The organism is Halobaculum sp. MBLA0147, from assembly GCF_041361345.1.
Classification (GTDB): Archaea; Halobacteriota; Halobacteria; order Halobacteriales; family Haloferacaceae; genus JAHENP01.
In genome coordinates, this window is sequence record NZ_JBGKAD010000001.1 from 2,946,656 (window position 1) to 2,964,634 (window position 17,979).

Here is a 17,979-nt window from a genome sequence, read left to right on the forward strand (position 1 = left end):
CCGTCGTCGCCGGGGGCTCGTCCGATCGCGAACGGTCTCGCTGGCCTCGGCACAACTGCTTTCCATCGGCACGCCTCAGAGGGGGTATGGCACGGCTCCCGTTCGGTGTCGCGCGCCTCGACTCGGTGCTGGGTGGCGGCGCACCGCCCGGCAACAGCGTCTTGATCGCGGGTGAGTCCGGGGCCGGCGGCCGCGAGTTCGCGTACACGAGTGCCGCGATGAACGCGCTGGCGGTGTCGGACCCCGAACTGTTCGACCTCTACTACGGCGACTTGGAGGAGGAGACGGAACCACCCGAAGGTGTCCACTACCTCTCGCTGTCGGCGGGCCCGGACTACATCGAGCGCGAACTCCGGTACGTCATGGACGACGAGATCGTCGACAGCGTCGTCGACGAGATCGAGTTCCGCGACTTCTCGCCGGAGTACTTCCAACTGTCGAGTATCCCTCGGGAGTGGTACATGGGGGAGGCCTCCTCGCTGAAGGACCTCAGCGGCGGCGAGAACCGCGAGGAGGTGATGGGCGCTCTCGGGGAGTACCTCTCGGACAACGCCGCCGGCAACCTCGTCGTCCTCGACTCGCTGACGGAGTTGGTCGACGCCGCGGGCGGCGAGATCAGTTGGGACGACGTGGCGATGCTCGCCCGCGGGCTCGGCAAGGCCGCCCACTCGTGGGGGTGTCTCCTGTTGGCCATCGTCAACGTGGACACGCTCACCGACATCGAGTACGGGCAGTTGATGGACGCCTCCGGCGGGACGCTGGAGTTCACGTGGGAGTCCGGCGGCTCCCAGCGCGCCCGGACGATGGTGGTCAAGGAGTTCCGTGGTGTGCTCTCGCAGTTGGAGGCCGAGAACATCGTCCAGTTCGAGACGGAGATCCACGACGGCGGGCTCGACATCAGCGACGTGCGGAAGATCCGGTGATCGGCGACACTGTGGCCGCGAATCGCCGCGGTCACGAGGCTAGCGTGGTGGCGCCGTCCGTCGCTGTAGAACCGCCCGTCGCGGTGGACGTGCGACGGCGGTCCCGTTTCGGCCCCGCCGTGGGTGGAGTCCGCGTGCCCCCGAGCGAAACGGCGGTCGCGGACGGCACAGTTACTTAAGACCCGACGCCGAACACTGCACGAGTGATGTCCGGGGAGCAGGTCGGGGAACTGCCGGAGCCACTGCGCGAGTGGGTGGAGTCGCGTGCCGCAGAGACCGGCCGGGAGCCCACGGAGGTGTTGTTACGGGCGGCGGCAGCCTACCGGCTCCTCGACGAGAACGACGAGTTGTTGCCGGAGCCGCCGCTCACCGACGGGAGCGTCGACGCCGAGACGCTCGCGGCGGCGGACGGCGAGACTCCGGCACTGGACGCGGCGAGTGTCGACGGCGCCGCGACCGACGAGGAACTGACCGAGTTGCGCGACCGCGTCGCCGCGTTGGAGTCGGACCTCGACGAGAAGGTGGACGACGTGCGCGAGCGCGTGATCCAGGTGAAACGCGAGACGGACCAGAAAGCCGCCGTCGACCACGGCCACCCGGACCTGCGTGCGGACACGCGGGCGGCGAGCGAGCGAGCCGACGAGGCGGTAGAGACGGCCGACGAGGCCGCACGGCGAGCCGACGAGGCGGCGGAGACGGCCGAGACGGCGACGGAGGAGATCGAGGCACTCCGCGAAGAGTTCGCGGACCTCGACGCCGCCGTCGAAGGCGGGTTCGAGAACTACGAGGACGTGTTACGCGGGCTGAAGGACGCGACGGACGACGTACGGTCGCGCGCGGACCGCCTGGCGGACGTGCTCGCGGATCTCCGCGACCGCGTCACGGCCGTGGAGTCGACGCGGTCACTCCGCGAGGCGACGGCGACGCTGCGGCGCGAGGCAAACCAGAAGGGGGTGACGGAGGCCGTGTGTGGCTCCTGTGAGTCGACCGTCCACGTCGGGCTGCTCTCGGCTCCCCGGTGTCCACACTGTGAGGCGCCGTACGGCGGTGTCGACGCCGATACCGGGCTGTTCCGGTCCCCGCGCCTCACGATCGCCGACCGCCCGGCGCTGACCGACGAGCCGCGCGATCGGCCAATCGGAGGGGCGGAGACGGAGTCGGGAACCGACACGGAGCCGCTCGATCTGGATCGGACGACCGAGTCGACGACCGACGGCGGGACGAGAGACCTGTGACCGACGCCGACGAGGACCGCGACGCGGAGCAGGCGTCCGACGAGGACAACGACGTGACGCCCGACTCCGAGGAGGACCGCGACGCGGAACCGGAGGTGGAGGTGTCGTTCGGGCCGGACGGTGCACCGAGCGTCGAGACAGGTGTCGACGGCGATCCCGTTCCCTCGTCGTCTGTCGAGGCCGACGAGTCGTCCTCCGGCGACGCCTCGGGCGACCCGGCGCCGAACGAGCAGGCCACGGAGGGTGACGACTCGACCACGGTGAGGGAGGGTGACGACTCGACCACGGTGAGGGAGGGTGACGACTCGCCCTCCGAAGACGGCGACGCGGACTCCGTCGACGGGGGAGACCCCGACGACACCCCGCGAGACGACCCGAGTCGTGGCCCGTTCGTCGAGGACCTCGCCGCGGAGGTGCGCGAGGAGTACGACACGGTACCCGACGACGAGGTGGACGACCCACCCGACATCTTCGCCGACCGCCGGTCGACGAGCGACGAGGGAGCGAGCGGCGACCGTACGAGTGGTGACGCGGAGCCACTCGACGACGGACCGCCGGACGACACGACGGCGTCGAACGAGACGGCCGACGACCCGTTCGCGGAGCAGTCTGCCGACGGGGCGCTCGGCGACCGGTCCGAGGAGGACGGCCGCCGTCGGGTTCCGTTGTCGGAGCTCGCCGACGAGGTCCGACGCGACGCGGAGGCCGTCGACCCCGACGACGACCCCCTGTTCGAACCGGCAGGGACGGACGACGCCGGCCCCTCCGGGTGGGACCGGCTCGAGCGAGAGTCCGAGGAGTTCTCACAACCCGACGCGGAGCCGGCCGCCGAGGCGGTCGACGAGGTGGGGCAGGAGCACGTCGTCGACAAACGGCAGTACTGCCAGCAGTGTCCGCACTTGGCCGACCCGCCGGAACTCGGCTGCACCCACGAGGGGACCGAGATCGTCGAGGTGACCGACGCCGAACACTTCCGGGTCCGAGCGTGTCCGGTGATCGGCGAGGACGGCCCGAACTTCGACGCCGTCGACGACTCCTGACGGCCGCTCTCGACCACGGCACACCCGCCGACGGTGGATGCACGGGGGCGACACACCCGCCGACGGTGGATGGACGAGCGCGCGCAGACGAACTGAGAGACGACTCCCGATACGTTCCAGACATACTAGTATCGCAACTCTTACTGTAAGATAGTTACAAACCGAAGGAGTGAAAACTATAGAGCGTGTGTACCCGCTCGTGCAGTCGACCGACACCGCACACTCGACGCTCGGATCGCGAATCGTGACACGACTGGCGGCTCGACCGCGTCTGATCGGCGCGCTGCTGGCGCTGGTGGCGTTGCTGGCGACACAGGGTGCGGCGGCCGCGGAGAACGGGATGGTCGGAATCGGTCCCTGACGGGACAGTACGCGTGACGATCAGACGGCGACGCGGCCGACGAGTCCCTCGACACCGCCGTCGTCGAGCGCGTCGGCGTACTCGTCGGTGAGCATGAGTCGCTGGCGCGGGCGACCCATCTCGACGGGCACCTTCTCCGTGGTGACGACGCCGAGGTCCTCGAGTTCACCCTTCCGGCGGGAGAACGTCGCCTTCGACGCCAACCCGACCTCCTCGCCCCACCGGCTGAGGTCGTAGTGGAGCGTCTCGTTCTTCGCGGCGACCAGCACCGCGGCGGTGACGGCCTCGAACTCCGCCGTCTCCACGTCGCGTTGTCCCACGACGTGGCTCAGGCTGGCCTCGAAGTCGTCGCGGAACCGGTCGCCCAGGTCCGCGTCCATCGTCGACCGCAGGCGGTCGAGCGCGGGGGTCCGCAGCGAGAAGTCCTCGGCGGTCTCCCACGCGGTCTCGGCGGCCTCGCGGGCCGCCGGCAGGAACGAGCCCTCGTCGGCCGACAGGATCGCGCCGGTGCCGTCGGCCAACAGCGGTGCGTGGACTTCGTCTTCGCCGACGATCAGCGGTCCGTCGGCGCTCCCGGCGCGTTCACGTACCGCGAGCGTGTCCGCCTCCACGAGGTTCGCGGCCTGACTCGCCGCCACGAACCGCTCGCGCAGTGTCACGAGTGTGCCACGCTCCGACAGGAGTCGCAGCGTCGGTAGCTCGTCCGGGTCGAACTCGGCCCCGACCTCCGCCAGCGCGGCGACGTACTCCCACGGGGGGTCCAGCAGGTAGTACGTCGCGTCGGCGGGTGCCTCCACCAGGACGTTCCGTACGACGTCGACGGGTTCGGTCGCATCCAGTTCACTCGACATCCGTACGTATGCCACCGATGCTCGTCGGACTTAATCCTACCGGAACCCAGAACAAAACGTGGTTCGGCGGCGGCGACAGTCGGAGTCAGACGGCCGGACGACGGTCGTCTGACTCAGATACTAGTGTGAGCGAGGTGTACGCGGGTGTGATGGACGAGACTCTCCTCGACATGGACGAAGTTACGCTCGAACTCACCGACGAGGAGTTGGCCGAGATCGACGAGATCGCCTTCCGGGACCACCGCGACAACCGCGAGGCGGCGATCCGCGAGCTGTTGGACGAGTGGCTCAAGCGACGCGAGGAGTGACTCGGCGTCGGTGTGACGGATCGTGTCGCCACTGGAACGCGGGTGAACGACGGGAGTCGCACGAGAACCGCCGAGAACTCAGTTGTCGCCAGTCTTCGACTGCCACTCGTAGTCGCGCCGCTTCGCCGAGTCGCCGAACCCACACGAGGAACACACCTTCTTCTTCACGTGGTAGGACTTCTCGCCGCAGCGACGACACTTCACGTGCGTCGTGGTGTTCTTCTTCCCCTGCGAGGGCGTACCTGCACCGGTCATAGGTCGATCGAGACGACGTTGTCGCCACGGATAATCGTTGTGTCTTCGACCTCGTCGTCGGCGTCGCCGTCGATCTCCGTCGGCTCCAGGACGACGTTCATGTGTTGATCGTACCCGGTCAACACCCCGAAGTGGGCGTTCCCGTCCTTCAGTCGTACCGTCACCGGCGCGTCCAGCGCCTCCTCCAACACGTCGAGTGGTCGCCCGCTCATGAAGACGGGTCGGCCCGAGACACAATTAAACGTACCGGAGCGAGACCGCCGGCCGCCTCGACGGCCCGATTACTCACCGACCGGCTCACTCGACGGTCGCCAGGTCCTCGGTGGCAGCCTCGACGACCGCCTCGGGGTCGACGGGGGCGTCCGCCCACGCCGGGAGTCGCGTGTCCGACCCGGGCTCGGCGACGGCGTCGGCGTACGTCCCGACCTGTTCGAGTTCGCCGGCACGGTCGTACGGGAGGTCGTTGAACGCCGCGTCCGTCGCGTACGACCGGACCAACGCCTCGGCCGTCTCGCGGTACCGTTCCGGGAGCGTCGCGTACTCCGGGTCGATCCCGTGTTCCTCGACGGCGCGCAACAGCGTCGCGCCGACGGACTGGCTCATCTCCGAGAGCCCCGTCGGCCCGGAGACGGCGCGGTGGTCGTGAGAGTAGCTCCCCAGGTCGACCTGTGCCGTCCCGGCGGCGCCGACCGCGTCGTAGGCGTCCGCGAGCGTTCCGACCTCCAGGCCCCACTGGCGTTGGACGCGCAGCCCACGGATCACGTCTCGCGTCGCCGCGAACTCTCCCGCGAGCGCGTAGCGGAAGGCGTCGAGGTACGCGAGGAACGGGTCACCGTGACGCTCCCGCAGCGTCCGCACCAGCGGCGTGTAGAACAGTCGGAACAGTCGACCGTACAGCCCGTCGTTCTCGACCCGGGCGTAGTACCCCTTCGAGAAGGAGAACCCGTCCGCCTCGGTCAACGGGAACAACAGTCGTCGGACGTACCCGCGGTCGTACGTCTCCGTGTCGGCGTCGTGGACGACGACGTGTTCGGCGTCTGTCGCCAGCGCCGCGCCCAGCGCGAGCCACACGTCGCGTCCCTTCCCGCGTGGGCCGCCGACGCCGGCCCGCTCCAACAGGTCGTTCAGCTCCGGGCCGTCACACCACACGGTCTCCAGCCGCAGGTCGAAGTCGTCGAGCCACGCGCGGAACGCCGGGACCTTCTCCGCACTCGCACGCAGTGGGACGATCACCCGTCCGGGGTCCAGCGCCGCCAGCTCCGAGAGGACGCGCTCGGCCGCGAGTCCGGCGTACTCGCGTTCCGTCATCGGCACCACGACCGCGGCGCGGTCGACGGACACGGACCGCGTCGCGTCCCGGAGGTCGTGGAGCGTCGTGATCCGCTCTTGGACGTACTCCATCGTACACACTGACACGGGCCACCGCCGGATAACTCCCGCGTCTCCGCGAGCGCGGCGAGCGGCAGGGGCGTTCCGGCCGCCACCACCGTCTCCGGGTCGCGGTGTGAGTGGTCCGCCCCGCTCGACCGCTTTGGAAACCCATTCGTGGGCGGCGACGCGAGACACGAGTATGAGCGACGACGACGGCGACCTCCCACCGGGACTGGGTGTCGACGCCGACGAAGCCGACGTGGACGGAGACGGCGAGTTCCCGGCCGACGAGCACCGCCGCCAACTCCTCCGACAGGTGGCCGAGGAGGTGCGCGGCGACTCCAGCGAGTCACGGCAGGTGAGTGCGATCCTCTACCGTGTCTCGGACCTGTACGACCCCGAGGAGGACACTTCGCCCGAGGAGATCTACCTCAACGTCCGCAACATCCTCCAGGTGAAGGCCAACGGCGGTCTCGACCGGTAGTCACGGGTCTCGCCCGTCGCCCGAACGACGCTGGAATCTGGCGGTGACACTCGTGTCACCGCCGAGTAGGCTTATCTCGGCGGAGAGCGTACCCGAAGACGTGACAGACACCGACGCGACGGACGCGACAGACGACCCCGAGAGTACCGACGCGGAGACGACTGACTCGGAGACCGAGACGACGGTGACCACCGGCGCCGAGACGGAGACGACGGCGGACGATCCGAGTGTGGCTACGGACGGCGGGGGTGCGACGGCCGAGACGCCCCCGGTGGCGGCGGAGCGACCGGACAGTCCGATCCAGACCACCGGGACGGACCACGTCACGGTCTGGGGCTCCAACGAGGAGGACACACTCGCCTTCTACCGGGACCTGTTGGGGATGCCGCTCGTGCTCCGGCAGCCGAACCTCGACGACCCCTCGCAGACGCACCTGTTCTTCGACACCGGCGACGGACGCATCCTCACGGTATTCGTCGGTGACCGCCCGTCCGCGAACGGCCAGCGAGTCTCGACGGGTGCTGTCCACCACCTCTGTTTCTCCGTCGCACCCGAGAGCTTCCGGGAGACGATGGACGCCTTGGAGGAGGACGGTCGCGGATACAACCTGTTCGACCGCGGAATCTTCCTCTCGTTGTACACCCGCGACAACAACGGCCTCGTGATCGAACTCACGACGGACAAGTACGACATCCCGGACGACCGGAAGGGCGAGGTGCTCGCGACCGCCCAGCGGCTCCGCGAGGAGGACGGCTCCGACTTCGCCGAGGACCGACACCTCGCGGCCGCACTGGAGGAACACGGGCTCGACGCGACGCCGAACGACCTCCCGGACGCACCGAGCGGCACCGGGGGACTCTGATCGGGTCGGGCGCACCGACGGTGGGGGCTCCGATCCGGCGGCGGGGGTCGACACCGGTCCCGGAGGGACTCCCCGTCGCCGCGCTCGTGGGCGGATCGGACACATCGACAGTAACTTGAGACAGTGTCGGTGTGTACTGGTATGCTCTACGCGCTCGTCGACGACGCGCAGGCCTTCTTGGAGGCCGTCGTCTCCGTCGAGGGACGACTCGTCGTCACGGTGCTGTTGTTGTCGGCCGCGGGTGCGACGGCGCTGTACCTCGCCCCGCGGACGGTCAGGCTCGCGCGGCGACTCCTCACGGAGCGGGTGCTCGAACACGACCGCGTTCCGGCGGAGGTCTCGGAGTTCAGTTGGCGCGTGCCGACGCGGCTCGTCGTCAGACTCGTCCAACTCGCGCTGGTGACGACGGTCACGCTCGCCGTGCTCGTCGTCTGGGGGTTCGGCGGCGTCGCGGCGGCGGTCGTCGTCTTCCTCGCGGGCGTGTTGCCGAAGGTGGCACGCGCCGCCGCGACGCTCGGTGTCGTCGCCGGGGCACTGATCGGAATCGACCTGTTGGAGGCGTGGCTCGAGGAGTACGCCTCGGACTCGGACGCCCTCAACGAACACCAGGAGGGGATCGTCTTCCGCGTGCTCCAGTTGTCCGTGCTGTTGGCGGCCGGCGTCGGGGCGCTCACGATCTGGGAGGTGAACCTCGACGGGCTGCTCGTCGGGGCTGGGTTCCTCGGCATCGTGGTCGGGACCGCCGCACGGACGACGCTCGGGTCGCTGATCGCCGGCTTCGTGTTGATGTTCTCCCGGCCGTTCGAGTTGGGCGACTGGGTGGAGATCGACGGGGACGAGGGGATCGTCTCCGACATCACCGTCGTCAACACCCGCGTCCGCAACCAACACGGCGAGGAGATCGTCATCCCGAACGAGCGGGTCGCGAACGCGACGATCACCAACCGCACGCGACTCGGGCAACTCCGCCTGTCCGTCGACGTGGGTGTCGACTACGACGCGGACGTGGCGTACGCCGAGGAGGTCGTGAGCGAGGCGCTGGGCGACGTGCGGCCGATCCTCCAGAACCCGACGCCACAGGTGGTCCCGAAGTCGCTGGGTGACTCGGCGGTCGTCCTGGAGTGTCGCTTCTGGATCGACCACCCGAGCGCCGCCCGGCGGACGATGGCGAAGGCCGCCGTCGTCCGCGAGGTGAAGGCCGCGCTCGACGAGGCCGGCGTGAAGATCCCCTACCCGCAGCGGGAGATCCTCGGCCGCGAGGAGACGGACGGACTGCGTGTCCGACGCGCGCACCGAGAGGCAGACGAGCGACCCGTGGAGGGGGCCGCCGACGCCTCGCCCGCAACCGACGGCGGTACCGGGGAGTGAGGACGGAGGGCGTTCGCTGCGAGTCCGCGACTCGCAGGCCGTGCGCGTCGCCGGGGGTCAGGGGGCGACCGTGACCGGAACTGAGGGTCAGGGGACGACGGTGACCGGGACCGTGGCGCCACGGACGACGGTCTCGCTGGCGCTACCCAGCATCGCCCGCTCGACGCGCCCGGCGCCGTGGTGGCCCATCACCACGTGGTCGACCTGCTCGTCTGCGACGTAGGCGAGCAGCTCCTTGGCGGCCGCGCGGGCGCTGCGGACGGACATCTCAGTCGTCTGGCGCAGTTCCACCTCCGCGGTCACGTCGCTGTCGGCGAGCACCTCGCGAGCGCGGTCGAAGATCTCCTCGGTCGCGGCGGTCTCGCCGTCGGAGACGTGGACGGCGTGGAGTTCGGCGTCGTACCGCGCCGCCAGGTCGGCGGCGAACGCCAGTGCCCGCATACTGTTGTCCGATCCGTCGATAGCCGCGAGGACGTGGTCCATACCTCCGAGAGACGCCGCGGGAGAGAAGAACCTACCGCCGTCGGTGCGTCGTCCCCGGCGACACGCCCCCGTCGGCCGCGAAGCGGCGTCGCCGACACGTCACCGCCGTCGACACGTCACCGCCGGAGGGCAGACAGCGCCTCCGCCGCCTCGCGTGCCGCCGCGAGGTGGTCGCGAGCGGCGCGCGGGTCCGACGCGGCGGCCCCGCGTCTGGCGTGTTCCGCGACCGCCGCGGTCAGCGACTCGCGTGCGGCCGCCAGGTCACCCGGTGTCGGCTCCGCCGTGCCCGGCGCGCCCGACGCGTCGTCTGCGACCGGCCGTTCGTCGCGCGTGTCCGGCTGTCGTGTCCGGTCGCGTCGCGTCGCAGGGTCGGTGGTCTGTTCGCGTCGCGTCGCAGGGTCGGTGGTCTGTTCGCGTCGCGTCGCGGGTTCCGTGGTTCGCTCGCGCCGTGTCGCGGGTTCCGTGGTCCGGTCGCGCCGCGGTGTCGGCTCGGTGGTTCGCTCCCGCCGTGTCGCGGGCTGGGTGGCCCGTTCGTCCCGCGTGGCGGGCCGTCGGGTGTCGTCCCGACGTGTGGCGGGGGGCTGTGCGTCGCCAGTCTCGGCGTCGGTGGTCGCGGCGCCCGTCTCTCGACTCGACGGCGTCGCCTCTCGACGCACGTCGTTCGGTGTCGTCTGGTTCTCGGTCGCCGTCTGGCGGTCCTCCCCCGCGGATCGTTCGTCGGCCGCCGGCGCCCGCTCGTCGCCGGAGGCGACCCGTCCGTCGTCCGCAGTCTGCCCACGCTCCCCGTTCGCGGTCGTCTCGTCGGCACCCGTCGCCTGCTCGGCGGCAGCGGCGGCGCCGTCACCCTCGGCGGAACAGCTCGGACAGAACACCTGGCCGTTCTGGCGGAACAGTGGGTCGCCACAGGTGTCACAGTGCTTGTTCGTCATCGTCGCGCCCTTCAGCAGGAGTTCGCTCATCCGCTGTGTCGACTCCCGCTTCTGGGCGTCGTCGCCGTACTTCTCCTCGAGTTTGCGGCGCTCCGCCTCGCGGTCGAAGCCGTCGTCGGCACTGTCGTCGGCTCGGTCACCGTCGTCGCTGTCGCTCATACTCGCGTGAAGACGGGCGAGAGCGAAAAGTCGACTGGATACCGACTGGTCTCGCGCCCGGACGACTGGTGCTCGTCCGCTCGATGGACCCCGACGGACGGACAGAGTGACCGACAGTCGCTCGGTCGACTCGGCCGACTCACCCGCTCGGTGGGAGCCGGATCGACACCCGTGTCCCCCCGAGGTCGCTGTCGCCGACGGCGACCGCGCCGTCGGAACTCCGGACGATCCACCGGGTGAGCCACAACCCGAGGCCGTCGCTGTGTGTCAGCGGCGTCTCGGTGTCGGCTGTGAGCACGCGCCGTTCCGTCGCCGGCAACCCCGGACCGTCGTCGGCGACGTGGACCACCACCCACTCGCGCCCGTCGGCGGTCTCCCGCGTCACGTCGACGGCGACTCGCGGTTCCGCGGTGTCGTTGTGTTCCAGCGCGTTGTCGAGGACGTTGTCCAGCGCGTACGGCAACAGGTCGTGTGCCTCGACGGGAACCGTCTCCGGCGTGTCGACGGACACTTCGGCGGCCGGACAGCCGTCCCGGTGTCGCCCGACGCGGTCGCGCACCACCGCGGCGAGGTCGAACGTCGTCGACTCCGCCGGCTCCCCCTCCAACTGTTCGACGGTACGGGCGGTGTCGCTCAAGGCGACGATGTTCGACAGCCGTTCTTCGATCACCGCCACGTGCTCGTCGTCGACGGCCGGGTCGTCCGCCAGCATCGCCAACCGCCCCCGAGCGACGTTCACGTCCGTCCGGATGTTGTGTCGGAGGACGCGGTTGAGCACGGCGAGTCGCTGTTCGCGCTGCCGGCGCTCGGTCACGTCGCTGACGGCGAACACCGCCCCGTCCAGCGACCCCTCGTCCGTCTCGACGGGCGCTCCCCAGACGCGCACGTCGCGGACGGCGCCGTTCTCGTGGACGTGTCGGGTCTCGACGCCGTGGAGGCGCTCGCCGGCCGCCAGCCGCGAGAGGAACTCGTCGGGGCTCGCGTCGCCGTCCGACCCGCCGTCCGCGACCCGCTCGTCCGACACGGCCAGCGCCTGCGGGTAGCGCTCCCCGCGCATCTCCGTGTCCGACCACCCGAACAGGCGCCGTGCGCCGTCGTTCCACACGCGAATCCGACCGTCGCCGTCGACGACGACGATGGCGACCGGGACCGTCTCCACAACCGTCGCGAACCGCGTGACCAGTCGTTCGACCGCCTCCGTCAACACCGACACCTGTCCGGCCGTGTCGATCTCCTCGCGCAACACGGCGACCAACTCCGAGAGGAGGTCGTCGGTCAACGCCTCGCGGTCGGCCGTCGCCCGCGCGTCGTAGGCGTCCAACAGCGCGCGTTGGGCCTCCGTGTACCCCTCCTCGGAGAGCACCCGGAACAGGTTCCCCACGAGTTGCCCGGTGTGATCCGACATTTAGGTCTGCCTAAACGATGCCCCGGTTAACGATTGTCGTCTCGGGGACGCGGGCGCCGTCAACCCTTCATACCGTCGGGGCCGAACGGGTGGTGTGGCGACGACAGACGACCACCTGCGGTTCTTCCCGTACGAGGAGCCGTACCCGAACCAGCGGGAGGCGATGGACCGGGTCGGCAACGCCCTCGCCCGCGGACAGGACGTGCTGTTCGAGGGGGCACCCGGCACCGGGAAGACGCTCTCGGCGCTGGTGCCCGCGCTCCAGCACGCCCGCGAGGAGGACCGCACGGTCGTCATCACGACGAACGTCCACCAGCAGATGCGGCAGTTCGTGGAGGACGCCCGCGCGATCAACGCCGTCGAGCCGATCAACGCCGTCGTGTTCCGCGGGAAGTCCTCGATGTGTCACATCGACGTGGACTACCAGGAGTGTCAGACGCTCCGCGACACCACCCGCTCGCTCGTCGAGGACCGCGAGGAACGCGAACAGCTCGAGGACCGCGCCGAGGAGCTCCAAGACCGCCTGCGCGAGGGGGACGACGAGGCCGCGGAGGCGTACGAGGCGATCACGGAGGAACTCGACCAACTGGAGGACACCATCGACGAGGAGGCGGCGAACGTCTGTGACTACTACCGGCAGAACCTCACGGCGAACACCGACGAGTTCTTCGCGTGGCTGTTCGACGACGTGCGCACCCCCGACGAGATCTACCAGTACGCCGGCGAACGGGGCTTCTGCGGCTACGAACTGCTCAAGGAGGGGATGGAGGACGTGGAGCTGGTGGTGTGTAACTACCACCACCTGCTGGACCCGACGATCCGCGAGCAGTTCTTCCGGTGGCTCGACCGCGACCCGGAACAGGTGATCACCGTCTTCGACGAGGCGCACAACGTCGAGGACGCCGCCCGCGACCACGCGACGCGGACGCTGACGGAGAACACTCTCCAGTCGGCACTGGACGAACTCGAAGAGACGGACGACTCGCGTGCCGAGCCCGCCCGCAACGTGTTGGCGGCGTTCACCGAGGCGCTGCGAGAGACGTACGACGACGCCCTGGGGTTCGGGGAACGCGAGCGCGTCGAGGAGGACTGGCACGACCTCTCGGTCGCCAACGAGAGTCGTCGCGACGATCTCACGCTGGCGTTCCTCGACCGCTACGAGGGCCGGGGGATCAGAGCCGAGTGTGACCTCGCGCTGCAACTCGGGAAGCGACTCGACGAACAGTACGAGGAGGCGTACCGCGACGGGGAGGCGGCGACGCGGCGCGAGTGTCACCTGCTCCAGGCGGCGGGGTTCGTCGCCTCGTGGATGGACGACAGCGGCGAACTCGGCCAACACCCGGTGGTGGCGGTGCGGCGCGACGCCGGCACCGGCGACGTGTACGGTCGCGCGGAGCTGTACACCTGTATCCCGCGACAGGTCACGGAGGAGCTGTTCTCCGAGGTGTACGCCTCCGTGTTGATGTCCGCGACGCTGCGGCCGTTCGACGTGACCGAGGACGTACTCGGCCTCGACACCCCGGCGACCCTGGCGTACGAACTCGCGTACCCGCCGGAACACCGCCGGACGTACGCCGTCCAGACGCCGGCACTGTTCGCCTCCGAGCGGGACGACCCCGCCACACAGGAGACGGTCGCGTCGACGCTGGCCGACGCCGTGCGGATGACGCCCGGCAACTCGCTGTTGTTCTTCCCGTCGTACGCGGAGGCCGAGCGGTACCACGAACTGCTGTCGGGGGGGCCGGTCGGGAGTCGCCTCATGCTCGACGAGCCGGGGACGCGGACGGAGGACCTGCGCAGTCGGTTCGTCTCTCACGAGGACGCGACGCTGTTCACCTCGCTGTGGGGGACACTCGCCGAGGGCGTGAGCTTCGACGGGGACGCGGCCCGGACCGTCGCGGTCGTCGGGGTGCCGTACCCACACCTCTCCGAGCGGATGGAGGCGGTCCAAGACGCCTACGACCGGGCGTTCGCGGAGCGGTCGCGCGACGCCGGCTGGGAGTACGCCGTCGAGATCCCGACGATCCGCAAGACGCGGCAGGCGCTGGGGCGCGTCATCCGCTCGCCAGAGGACTACGGGGTACGACTGCTGCTCGACAAGCGGTACACGACCGCGGACATGGGAGAGTACTCCGTCCGCGACACGTTCCCGCCGGAGGAGGCGTCCGAGATCGTGGACGTGGCCCCGGAGAAACTGCGGTTCGGGATGTTGAACTTCTACGGCGACCACGACGCCTACGACGGCTCGCCGCCCGACCCGTGAGGCCGAAGTCGGGTGACCGCCCGACCGCGGTGGCTGGACTACGGAACCCCCGGTCGGACCGCCGACTCCGCGCCCACCGCGAGTCAGACGGTGTTCGTGAACCCGCCGTCGACCAACAGCGAGGCGCCGGTGACGTACCGGGCCATGTCGCTGGCGAGGAAGACGACCGCGTCGGCCACGTCCTCCGGACGGCCCACCCGGTCGAGCGGCGTGTCGGCGACGAACTCCTCTTCGACCGGTGACCCGATCATCCCCGAGTCCTCGATGGACATCGCAGTCTCCGTCAGCCCCGGGTGGACGGCGTTGACACGCACGTCCGGTCCCAGATCCGCCGCCATCCCGTAGGTGAGCAGCCTGACGCCACCCTTCGCGGCCGAGTAGGGGGTCACGCCGCCGTACCCCTCCATCCCGGCCGCACTGGTGACGTTGACGATCGCACCCGAAGTGTCGTCGGCCGCCATCTTGCTCGCCGCCACCTTCGAGGCGTAGAACGTCCCGTCGAGCACGACGCTGCGGACTGCGCGGTACGCCTCGGGATCCGCCTCGTGGAACGGCCCCATCGGCCCCGCCACACCGGCGTTGTTCACCAGCGTGTCGACGCCGCCGAACTCGTCGGCCGCCTCCACGGCGCGTCGCACGTCGTCGAGGTCGGTCACGTCACAGTCGACGTGTGTCGCACGCCGATCCGTCTCCGCCGCGATCAGTTCGTGTGTGGGTCGGCCGTCGAGCCGCGGCTCCGTCCGCACGTCCGCGACGACCACGTCGGCTCCCTCCTCGGCGAACCGCCGCGCCACGGCACGACCGATTCCACTCGCCGCCCCCGTCACCACTGCCGTCCGATCCGCGAGTAACGTCGACACGCGGTGGAGTACCCGAGGTCGTGTATTGTGCTTTTCGGGTAGTTATCTCTAACGATAACGTCGTTCGAGGTCGGTCCTACACTCCCGGTGCCGTTCTCATCCGAGTACGCGAGAGCGGTCGGTCGGCGGTGTCGTGGTGTCGAGACGGTGGCTCGGTCGGAACGTCTCGTCAGACGGGGCTCGGCGGGGGTAACTGCTCGTCATCGCCACCGTACCGAGACTCCAGGGGCGGTGCAGTTAAACCCGCCGTCACCGCCGCGTCGTCGTGACTGTCGACCGGTCCATCTCGGTCACCGTCGAGTCGTCGCGGTCCGCTCTCTCGGTGGTCGTGTCGTCGCCACTACGGAGCCGTCGCTCGTGGGTGTCAGAAATGAAGCCGGTCCCGTCGTGAGACGGAGAACGTCGTTGTGTCCCGATACCGCGAGTCGTGTTCCAGACTTACAGACGGGTGAGGTCCTTCGCGCGCGGACCCTTCTCCGCCTGCTCGATCTCGAACTCGACTTCCTGGCCTTCCTCGAGGTCCGGACCGCCGACGTCCTCCATGTGGAAGAACACGTCCTCGTCCGAGTCCTCAGTCGAAATGAATCCGTAGCCGCCAGTGTCGTTGAAGAAGTCAACCTTTCCGGTCGCCATTGCAACTCCACCGACGCCGGACGGACGTATAAGCCTTCCGAAGAGCGGGCGTGGGTGGGGGAGAAGATACGCGGTTCTCACCCCGACGAGACCGAGTATTTCGGCACTTCGGGGCCGAAACGGTCCTCGTGTCGACCGGACGCCCGTCCGAGCCGCACCGACCGCGGAGTCGCCGCGAGCGGGCAGACGGGCGTCGACGGGGGAGGAGAACACACGAGTTTTTGTCGTCGCCGCGCCGACGTTGCGAGCGTGATCGCAGGTGAGTGACGGGACCGACGGAGACGACGGAGGCGGCGCGACGGACGGGCGACCCCGGAGTGCGACCGAGGTGACGGACTCCGGGACGGCCGCCGGCGGTCGACGAGACACGGCGAGTGGCGACCCAGAGTACGACGTCCCGAGTCGGCCGTCGATCGGCGACCGACTCGTCGGCGGTGCGGCGGACAAGCCGGTGTTGGCGGTGTTCGTCGTGATCCTCCTCGTCCTCGCGGTCGGGTTCCTCGCGGCCAGCCTCTTCGTGGCTGCACAGTTCCTCGGCCTGTTGTGACCCTCGCGAGCGGCGCGACGCTCGGTCGGCGGCGGGACCCGAGGTGGACGACTGACTCCTCGACGGACGACACGACCGGAGACGGGAGACACGACCTGGAACGGGAGGACACGACACGAGACCGCGGACTCACTCCTCGACGGCCAACACGAACTCCAGCGACGCGCCGTCGGCCAGCGCCGTCGCGAGGTCGCGGTCGAGGTCGGCCGCGGCACCGTCGGCGTCGACCACCACCGTCCGGTCGTCGACGTACTCGCTCGTCCGACACACCAGACTCCGCTCGCTCTCGAAGGTCAACTCGGGGTCGCCACGACCGGTCGCCGTCCACGTCTCGCCGTCGACGCGAACCGTCGCGGTGATCGTCGCCGACGCGTCGCGACACGCCGCGACGAACGCGTCGTCGAACGACGCCGGCGCGCGGTCGGCCTCGACCGCGAGGATACAGTCACCTGCGGGCGTGAGCCAGTCGTCCGTCGTCACCTCGAAGGTACTCTCGTGGGCCGCCGAGACGTGTTCGTGTCCCGTGGCCGTCACGACTTCTCGCACACACGCCTCTCGTGGACTCGGAGAGAAGTGTACTCCGATCTGGCGTGGATCGAGACTCGACACTCGCCACACGGGACTTCGGGACTCGACCCTCACCACACGAGGTGGACTTCGCCGCGTCAGATGTCCACGTCACCCGCGAGCCGGTCCAACGCCAGCACGACGACGGCGCCGGCGGCGGCGGCGACGAGGAACGCGCCGACGACGGTCGGCGTCCACGACCGCCCGGCCTCCGCGAGTGCGGTCGTCGTCCCGGCGACCGGTGCACGCAACGCACCCACGACCAGGCCGACGAGGAACGTCGTCGTCGTCCGCCGGTCGCGAGCCAACGCCGCCCGCACCACCCGCGCCACCGACAGGAGGCCGACGACCCCGCCCGCGACGAATACGGCGACGGTGACGACGAGCGGACCCAACTCGGGTGCCGACCCGCCGGTCGCGACCGTCGACAGCGCCGTCAGCAGCTCCTTCAGCGCCCCCGACATGCGCTCGTACTGCCCGATGATCACGAGGATCAACGACCCGGAGATCCCGGGCAACAGCATCGCGCTCACCGCGAGCGCCCCGGCGAGGAACGTCGCGGGCAGCGACCCGCTCAGTGCCGCCCGTGCACTCCCCGAGGCGACGCCGGCGATCGCGACGGCGGCGAGGAAGGCGACGAGACCGCGCGTCTCGTCGACTGCGACGGCGTCTCTGAGCACCCACACGGAGGCGGCGATCAACCCGAAGAACGCGCCGAACGTGATCGCCGGCGCCGTCGTCAACGCCGTGTTCACCGACGGAACGACGATCAACACGGCCGTCACGAGTCCCGCACCGAGCGTCAGGAGGAAGGGCACGTCCGCCTCGCGGAGTGTCTCGACGAGGGCGTCCGGTCCCCGTCCGAGATCGGCGAGTAGCCGACGTGCGAGTGACGGGTCGACCGCCGATACCGCCGCGACGAGCCGGTCGTAGATCCCCGTGATGAGTGCGACGGTCCCACCGGAGACGCCGGGAACGCCGTCCGCAGTTCCCATCGCGAACCCACGGAGGTACGCTCCCGGCGTCGACACGTCGCCCTCGACGACCGCCTCTGTCGACGGTTCCGATCCGGTCC

21 protein-coding genes are annotated in these 17,979 nt (G+C 69.7%); 10 read left to right on the top strand and 11 right to left on the bottom strand.

Annotation, left to right across the window (positions count from 1 at the left end):
- Positions 1-86: 86 nt before the first annotated feature.
- From RYH80_RS14240 to RYH80_RS14255, 4 genes are all read left to right on the top strand, one after another.
- On the top strand, positions 87-923 hold the full coding sequence (locus RYH80_RS14240; RefSeq protein ID WP_370904558.1) for an RAD55 family ATPase: 837 nt from the start codon (positions 87-89) through the stop codon (positions 921-923).
- A 206-nt stretch (positions 924-1,129) separates the two neighbouring features.
- Entirely contained in the window at positions 1,130-2,158 is a 1,029-nt protein-coding gene (locus RYH80_RS14245) for a hypothetical protein (protein ID WP_370904559.1), read from the top strand.
- Positions 2,155-3,198 carry a DUF8135 domain-containing protein gene (locus RYH80_RS14250; protein ID WP_370904560.1) on the top strand — a complete coding sequence of 348 codons (1,044 nt, stop codon included), beginning with the start codon at positions 2,155-2,157 and terminating at the stop codon, positions 3,196-3,198. The genes RYH80_RS14245 and RYH80_RS14250 overlap by 4 nt, the downstream gene beginning before the upstream one ends.
- A gap of 199 nt (positions 3,199-3,397) precedes the next feature.
- Positions 3,398-3,559: a DUF7503 family protein gene (locus tag RYH80_RS14255; RefSeq protein ID WP_370904561.1), complete on the top strand. Its 162-nt coding sequence runs from the start codon at positions 3,398-3,400 to the stop codon at positions 3,557-3,559.
- 20 nt (positions 3,560-3,579) lie between these two features.
- Here the strand turns inward: RYH80_RS14255 and RYH80_RS14260 are convergent, their stop codons facing one another.
- Entirely contained in the window at positions 3,580-4,410 is an 831-nt protein-coding gene (locus tag RYH80_RS14260; RefSeq protein WP_370904562.1) for a transcriptional regulator TbsP domain-containing protein, read from the bottom strand.
- A 149-nt stretch (positions 4,411-4,559) separates the two neighbouring features.
- On the opposite strand from RYH80_RS14260, the gene RYH80_RS14265 reads away from it, so the two are divergent.
- Positions 4,560-4,718, top strand: a complete 159-nt coding sequence (locus tag RYH80_RS14265) for a ribbon-helix-helix protein, CopG family (RefSeq protein ID WP_370904563.1) — start codon at positions 4,560-4,562, stop codon at positions 4,716-4,718.
- A gap of 78 nt (positions 4,719-4,796) precedes the next feature.
- Here the strand turns inward: RYH80_RS14265 and RYH80_RS14270 are convergent, their stop codons facing one another.
- The 3 genes from RYH80_RS14270 to RYH80_RS14280 form a co-directional block, all read right to left on the bottom strand.
- Positions 4,797-4,973 carry a 50S ribosomal protein L37e gene (locus tag RYH80_RS14270; protein WP_021046659.1) on the bottom strand — a complete coding sequence of 59 codons (177 nt, stop codon included), beginning with the start codon at positions 4,971-4,973 and terminating at the stop codon, positions 4,797-4,799.
- Positions 4,970-5,185 (bottom strand): LSM domain-containing protein, encoded by a 216-nt coding sequence (locus tag RYH80_RS14275; protein ID WP_370904564.1) that lies wholly within the window; start codon positions 5,183-5,185, stop codon positions 4,970-4,972. The genes RYH80_RS14270 and RYH80_RS14275 overlap by 4 nt, the downstream gene beginning before the upstream one ends.
- Positions 5,186-5,270: 85 nt before the next feature.
- A complete protein-coding gene (locus tag RYH80_RS14280) occupies positions 5,271-6,374 on the bottom strand; it encodes a glycosyltransferase family protein (RefSeq protein WP_370904565.1) in 1,104 nt (367 codons plus the stop codon).
- Between the two features lie 169 nt (positions 6,375-6,543).
- Between RYH80_RS14280 and RYH80_RS14285 the strand changes: the two genes are divergently transcribed.
- The 3 genes from RYH80_RS14285 (at position 6,544) to RYH80_RS14295 (ending at position 9,058) form a co-directional block, all read left to right on the top strand.
- Complete coding sequence (locus RYH80_RS14285; RefSeq protein ID WP_370904566.1) at positions 6,544-6,828, top strand: DUF7976 family protein; 285 nt, start codon at positions 6,544-6,546, stop codon at positions 6,826-6,828.
- A 229-nt stretch (positions 6,829-7,057) separates the two neighbouring features.
- Complete coding sequence (locus tag RYH80_RS14290; RefSeq protein WP_370904735.1) at positions 7,058-7,690, top strand: VOC family protein; 633 nt, start codon at positions 7,058-7,060, stop codon at positions 7,688-7,690.
- Positions 7,691-7,831: 141 nt separating this feature from the next.
- On the top strand, positions 7,832-9,058 hold the full coding sequence (locus RYH80_RS14295; RefSeq protein WP_370904567.1) for a mechanosensitive ion channel family protein: 1,227 nt from the start codon (positions 7,832-7,834) through the stop codon (positions 9,056-9,058).
- Between the two features lie 87 nt (positions 9,059-9,145).
- Here RYH80_RS14295 and RYH80_RS14300 read toward each other — a convergent pair whose 3' ends face one another.
- The 3 genes from RYH80_RS14300 to RYH80_RS14310 all read right to left on the bottom strand — a co-directional run bounded on the left by RYH80_RS14300 (position 9,146) and on the right by RYH80_RS14310 (position 12,034).
- Entirely contained in the window at positions 9,146-9,541 is a 396-nt protein-coding gene (locus RYH80_RS14300) for a universal stress protein (protein WP_370904568.1), read from the bottom strand.
- A 116-nt stretch (positions 9,542-9,657) separates the two neighbouring features.
- Entirely contained in the window at positions 9,658-10,629 is a 972-nt protein-coding gene (locus tag RYH80_RS14305; RefSeq protein WP_370904569.1) for an Sjogren's syndrome/scleroderma autoantigen 1 family protein, read from the bottom strand.
- Positions 10,630-10,768: 139 nt separating this feature from the next.
- Complete coding sequence (locus RYH80_RS14310) at positions 10,769-12,034, bottom strand: PAS domain S-box protein (protein WP_370904570.1); 1,266 nt, start codon at positions 12,032-12,034, stop codon at positions 10,769-10,771.
- Positions 12,035-12,197: 163 nt separating this feature from the next.
- Here RYH80_RS14310 and RYH80_RS14315 point away from each other — a divergent pair, with 163 nt between their 5' ends.
- Positions 12,198-14,297 (top strand): ATP-dependent DNA helicase, encoded by a 2,100-nt coding sequence (locus RYH80_RS14315; RefSeq protein ID WP_370904736.1) that lies wholly within the window; start codon positions 12,198-12,200, stop codon positions 14,295-14,297.
- 83 nt (positions 14,298-14,380) lie between these two features.
- Here the strand turns inward: RYH80_RS14315 and RYH80_RS14320 are convergent, their stop codons facing one another.
- Together RYH80_RS14320 and RYH80_RS14325 are read right to left on the bottom strand one after the other, a co-directional pair.
- Positions 14,381-15,157, bottom strand: a complete 777-nt coding sequence (locus RYH80_RS14320) for an SDR family NAD(P)-dependent oxidoreductase (protein ID WP_370904571.1) — start codon at positions 15,155-15,157, stop codon at positions 14,381-14,383.
- A gap of 438 nt (positions 15,158-15,595) precedes the next feature.
- Positions 15,596-15,790, bottom strand: a complete 195-nt coding sequence (locus RYH80_RS14325; RefSeq protein WP_370904572.1) for a cold-shock protein — start codon at positions 15,788-15,790, stop codon at positions 15,596-15,598.
- Positions 15,791-16,049: 259 nt separating this feature from the next.
- Here RYH80_RS14325 and RYH80_RS14330 point away from each other — a divergent pair, with 259 nt between their 5' ends.
- Positions 16,050-16,337 carry a hypothetical protein gene (locus tag RYH80_RS14330; RefSeq protein ID WP_370904573.1) on the top strand — a complete coding sequence of 96 codons (288 nt, stop codon included), beginning with the start codon at positions 16,050-16,052 and terminating at the stop codon, positions 16,335-16,337.
- A 129-nt stretch (positions 16,338-16,466) separates the two neighbouring features.
- Here RYH80_RS14330 and RYH80_RS14335 read toward each other — a convergent pair whose 3' ends face one another.
- Positions 16,467-16,883 carry a DUF371 domain-containing protein gene (locus tag RYH80_RS14335; protein ID WP_370904574.1) on the bottom strand — a complete coding sequence of 139 codons (417 nt, stop codon included), beginning with the start codon at positions 16,881-16,883 and terminating at the stop codon, positions 16,467-16,469.
- 119 nt (positions 16,884-17,002) lie between these two features.
- On the bottom strand, positions 17,003-17,899 hold the full coding sequence (locus RYH80_RS14340; protein ID WP_370904737.1) for a DUF368 domain-containing protein: 897 nt from the start codon (positions 17,897-17,899) through the stop codon (positions 17,003-17,005).
- Positions 17,900-17,979 lie beyond the last annotated feature (80 nt).

Coding starts and splice junctions, on each gene's coding strand:
- RYH80_RS14310 (WP_370904570.1), bottom strand. CDS start 12,034: ATGTCGGATCACACCGGGCAACTCGTGGGGAACCTGTTCCGGGTGCTC.
- RYH80_RS14245 (WP_370904559.1), top strand. CDS start 1,130: ATGTCCGGGGAGCAGGTCGGGGAACTGCCGGAGCCACTGCGCGAGTGG.
- RYH80_RS14315 (WP_370904736.1), top strand. CDS start 12,198: ATGGACCGGGTCGGCAACGCCCTCGCCCGCGGACAGGACGTGCTGTTC.
- RYH80_RS14280 (WP_370904565.1), bottom strand. CDS start 6,374: ATGGAGTACGTCCAAGAGCGGATCACGACGCTCCACGACCTCCGGGAC.
- RYH80_RS14265 (WP_370904563.1), top strand. CDS start 4,560: ATGGACGAGACTCTCCTCGACATGGACGAAGTTACGCTCGAACTCACC.
- RYH80_RS14285 (WP_370904566.1), top strand. CDS start 6,544: ATGAGCGACGACGACGGCGACCTCCCACCGGGACTGGGTGTCGACGCC.
- RYH80_RS14305 (WP_370904569.1), bottom strand. CDS start 10,629: ATGAGCGACAGCGACGACGGTGACCGAGCCGACGACAGTGCCGACGAC.
- RYH80_RS14300 (WP_370904568.1), bottom strand. CDS start 9,541: ATGGACCACGTCCTCGCGGCTATCGACGGATCGGACAACAGTATGCGG.
- RYH80_RS14325 (WP_370904572.1), bottom strand. CDS start 15,790: ATGGCGACCGGAAAGGTTGACTTCTTCAACGACACTGGCGGCTACGGA.
- RYH80_RS14260 (WP_370904562.1), bottom strand. CDS start 4,410: ATGTCGAGTGAACTGGATGCGACCGAACCCGTCGACGTCGTACGGAAC.
- RYH80_RS14275 (WP_370904564.1), bottom strand. CDS start 5,185: ATGAGCGGGCGACCACTCGACGTGTTGGAGGAGGCGCTGGACGCGCCG.
- RYH80_RS14240 (WP_370904558.1), top strand. CDS start 87: ATGGCACGGCTCCCGTTCGGTGTCGCGCGCCTCGACTCGGTGCTGGGT.
- RYH80_RS14270 (WP_021046659.1), bottom strand. CDS start 4,973: ATGACCGGTGCAGGTACGCCCTCGCAGGGGAAGAAGAACACCACGACG.
- RYH80_RS14340 (WP_370904737.1), bottom strand. CDS start 17,899: ATGGGAACTGCGGACGGCGTTCCCGGCGTCTCCGGTGGGACCGTCGCA.
- RYH80_RS14295 (WP_370904567.1), top strand. CDS start 7,832: ATGCTCTACGCGCTCGTCGACGACGCGCAGGCCTTCTTGGAGGCCGTC.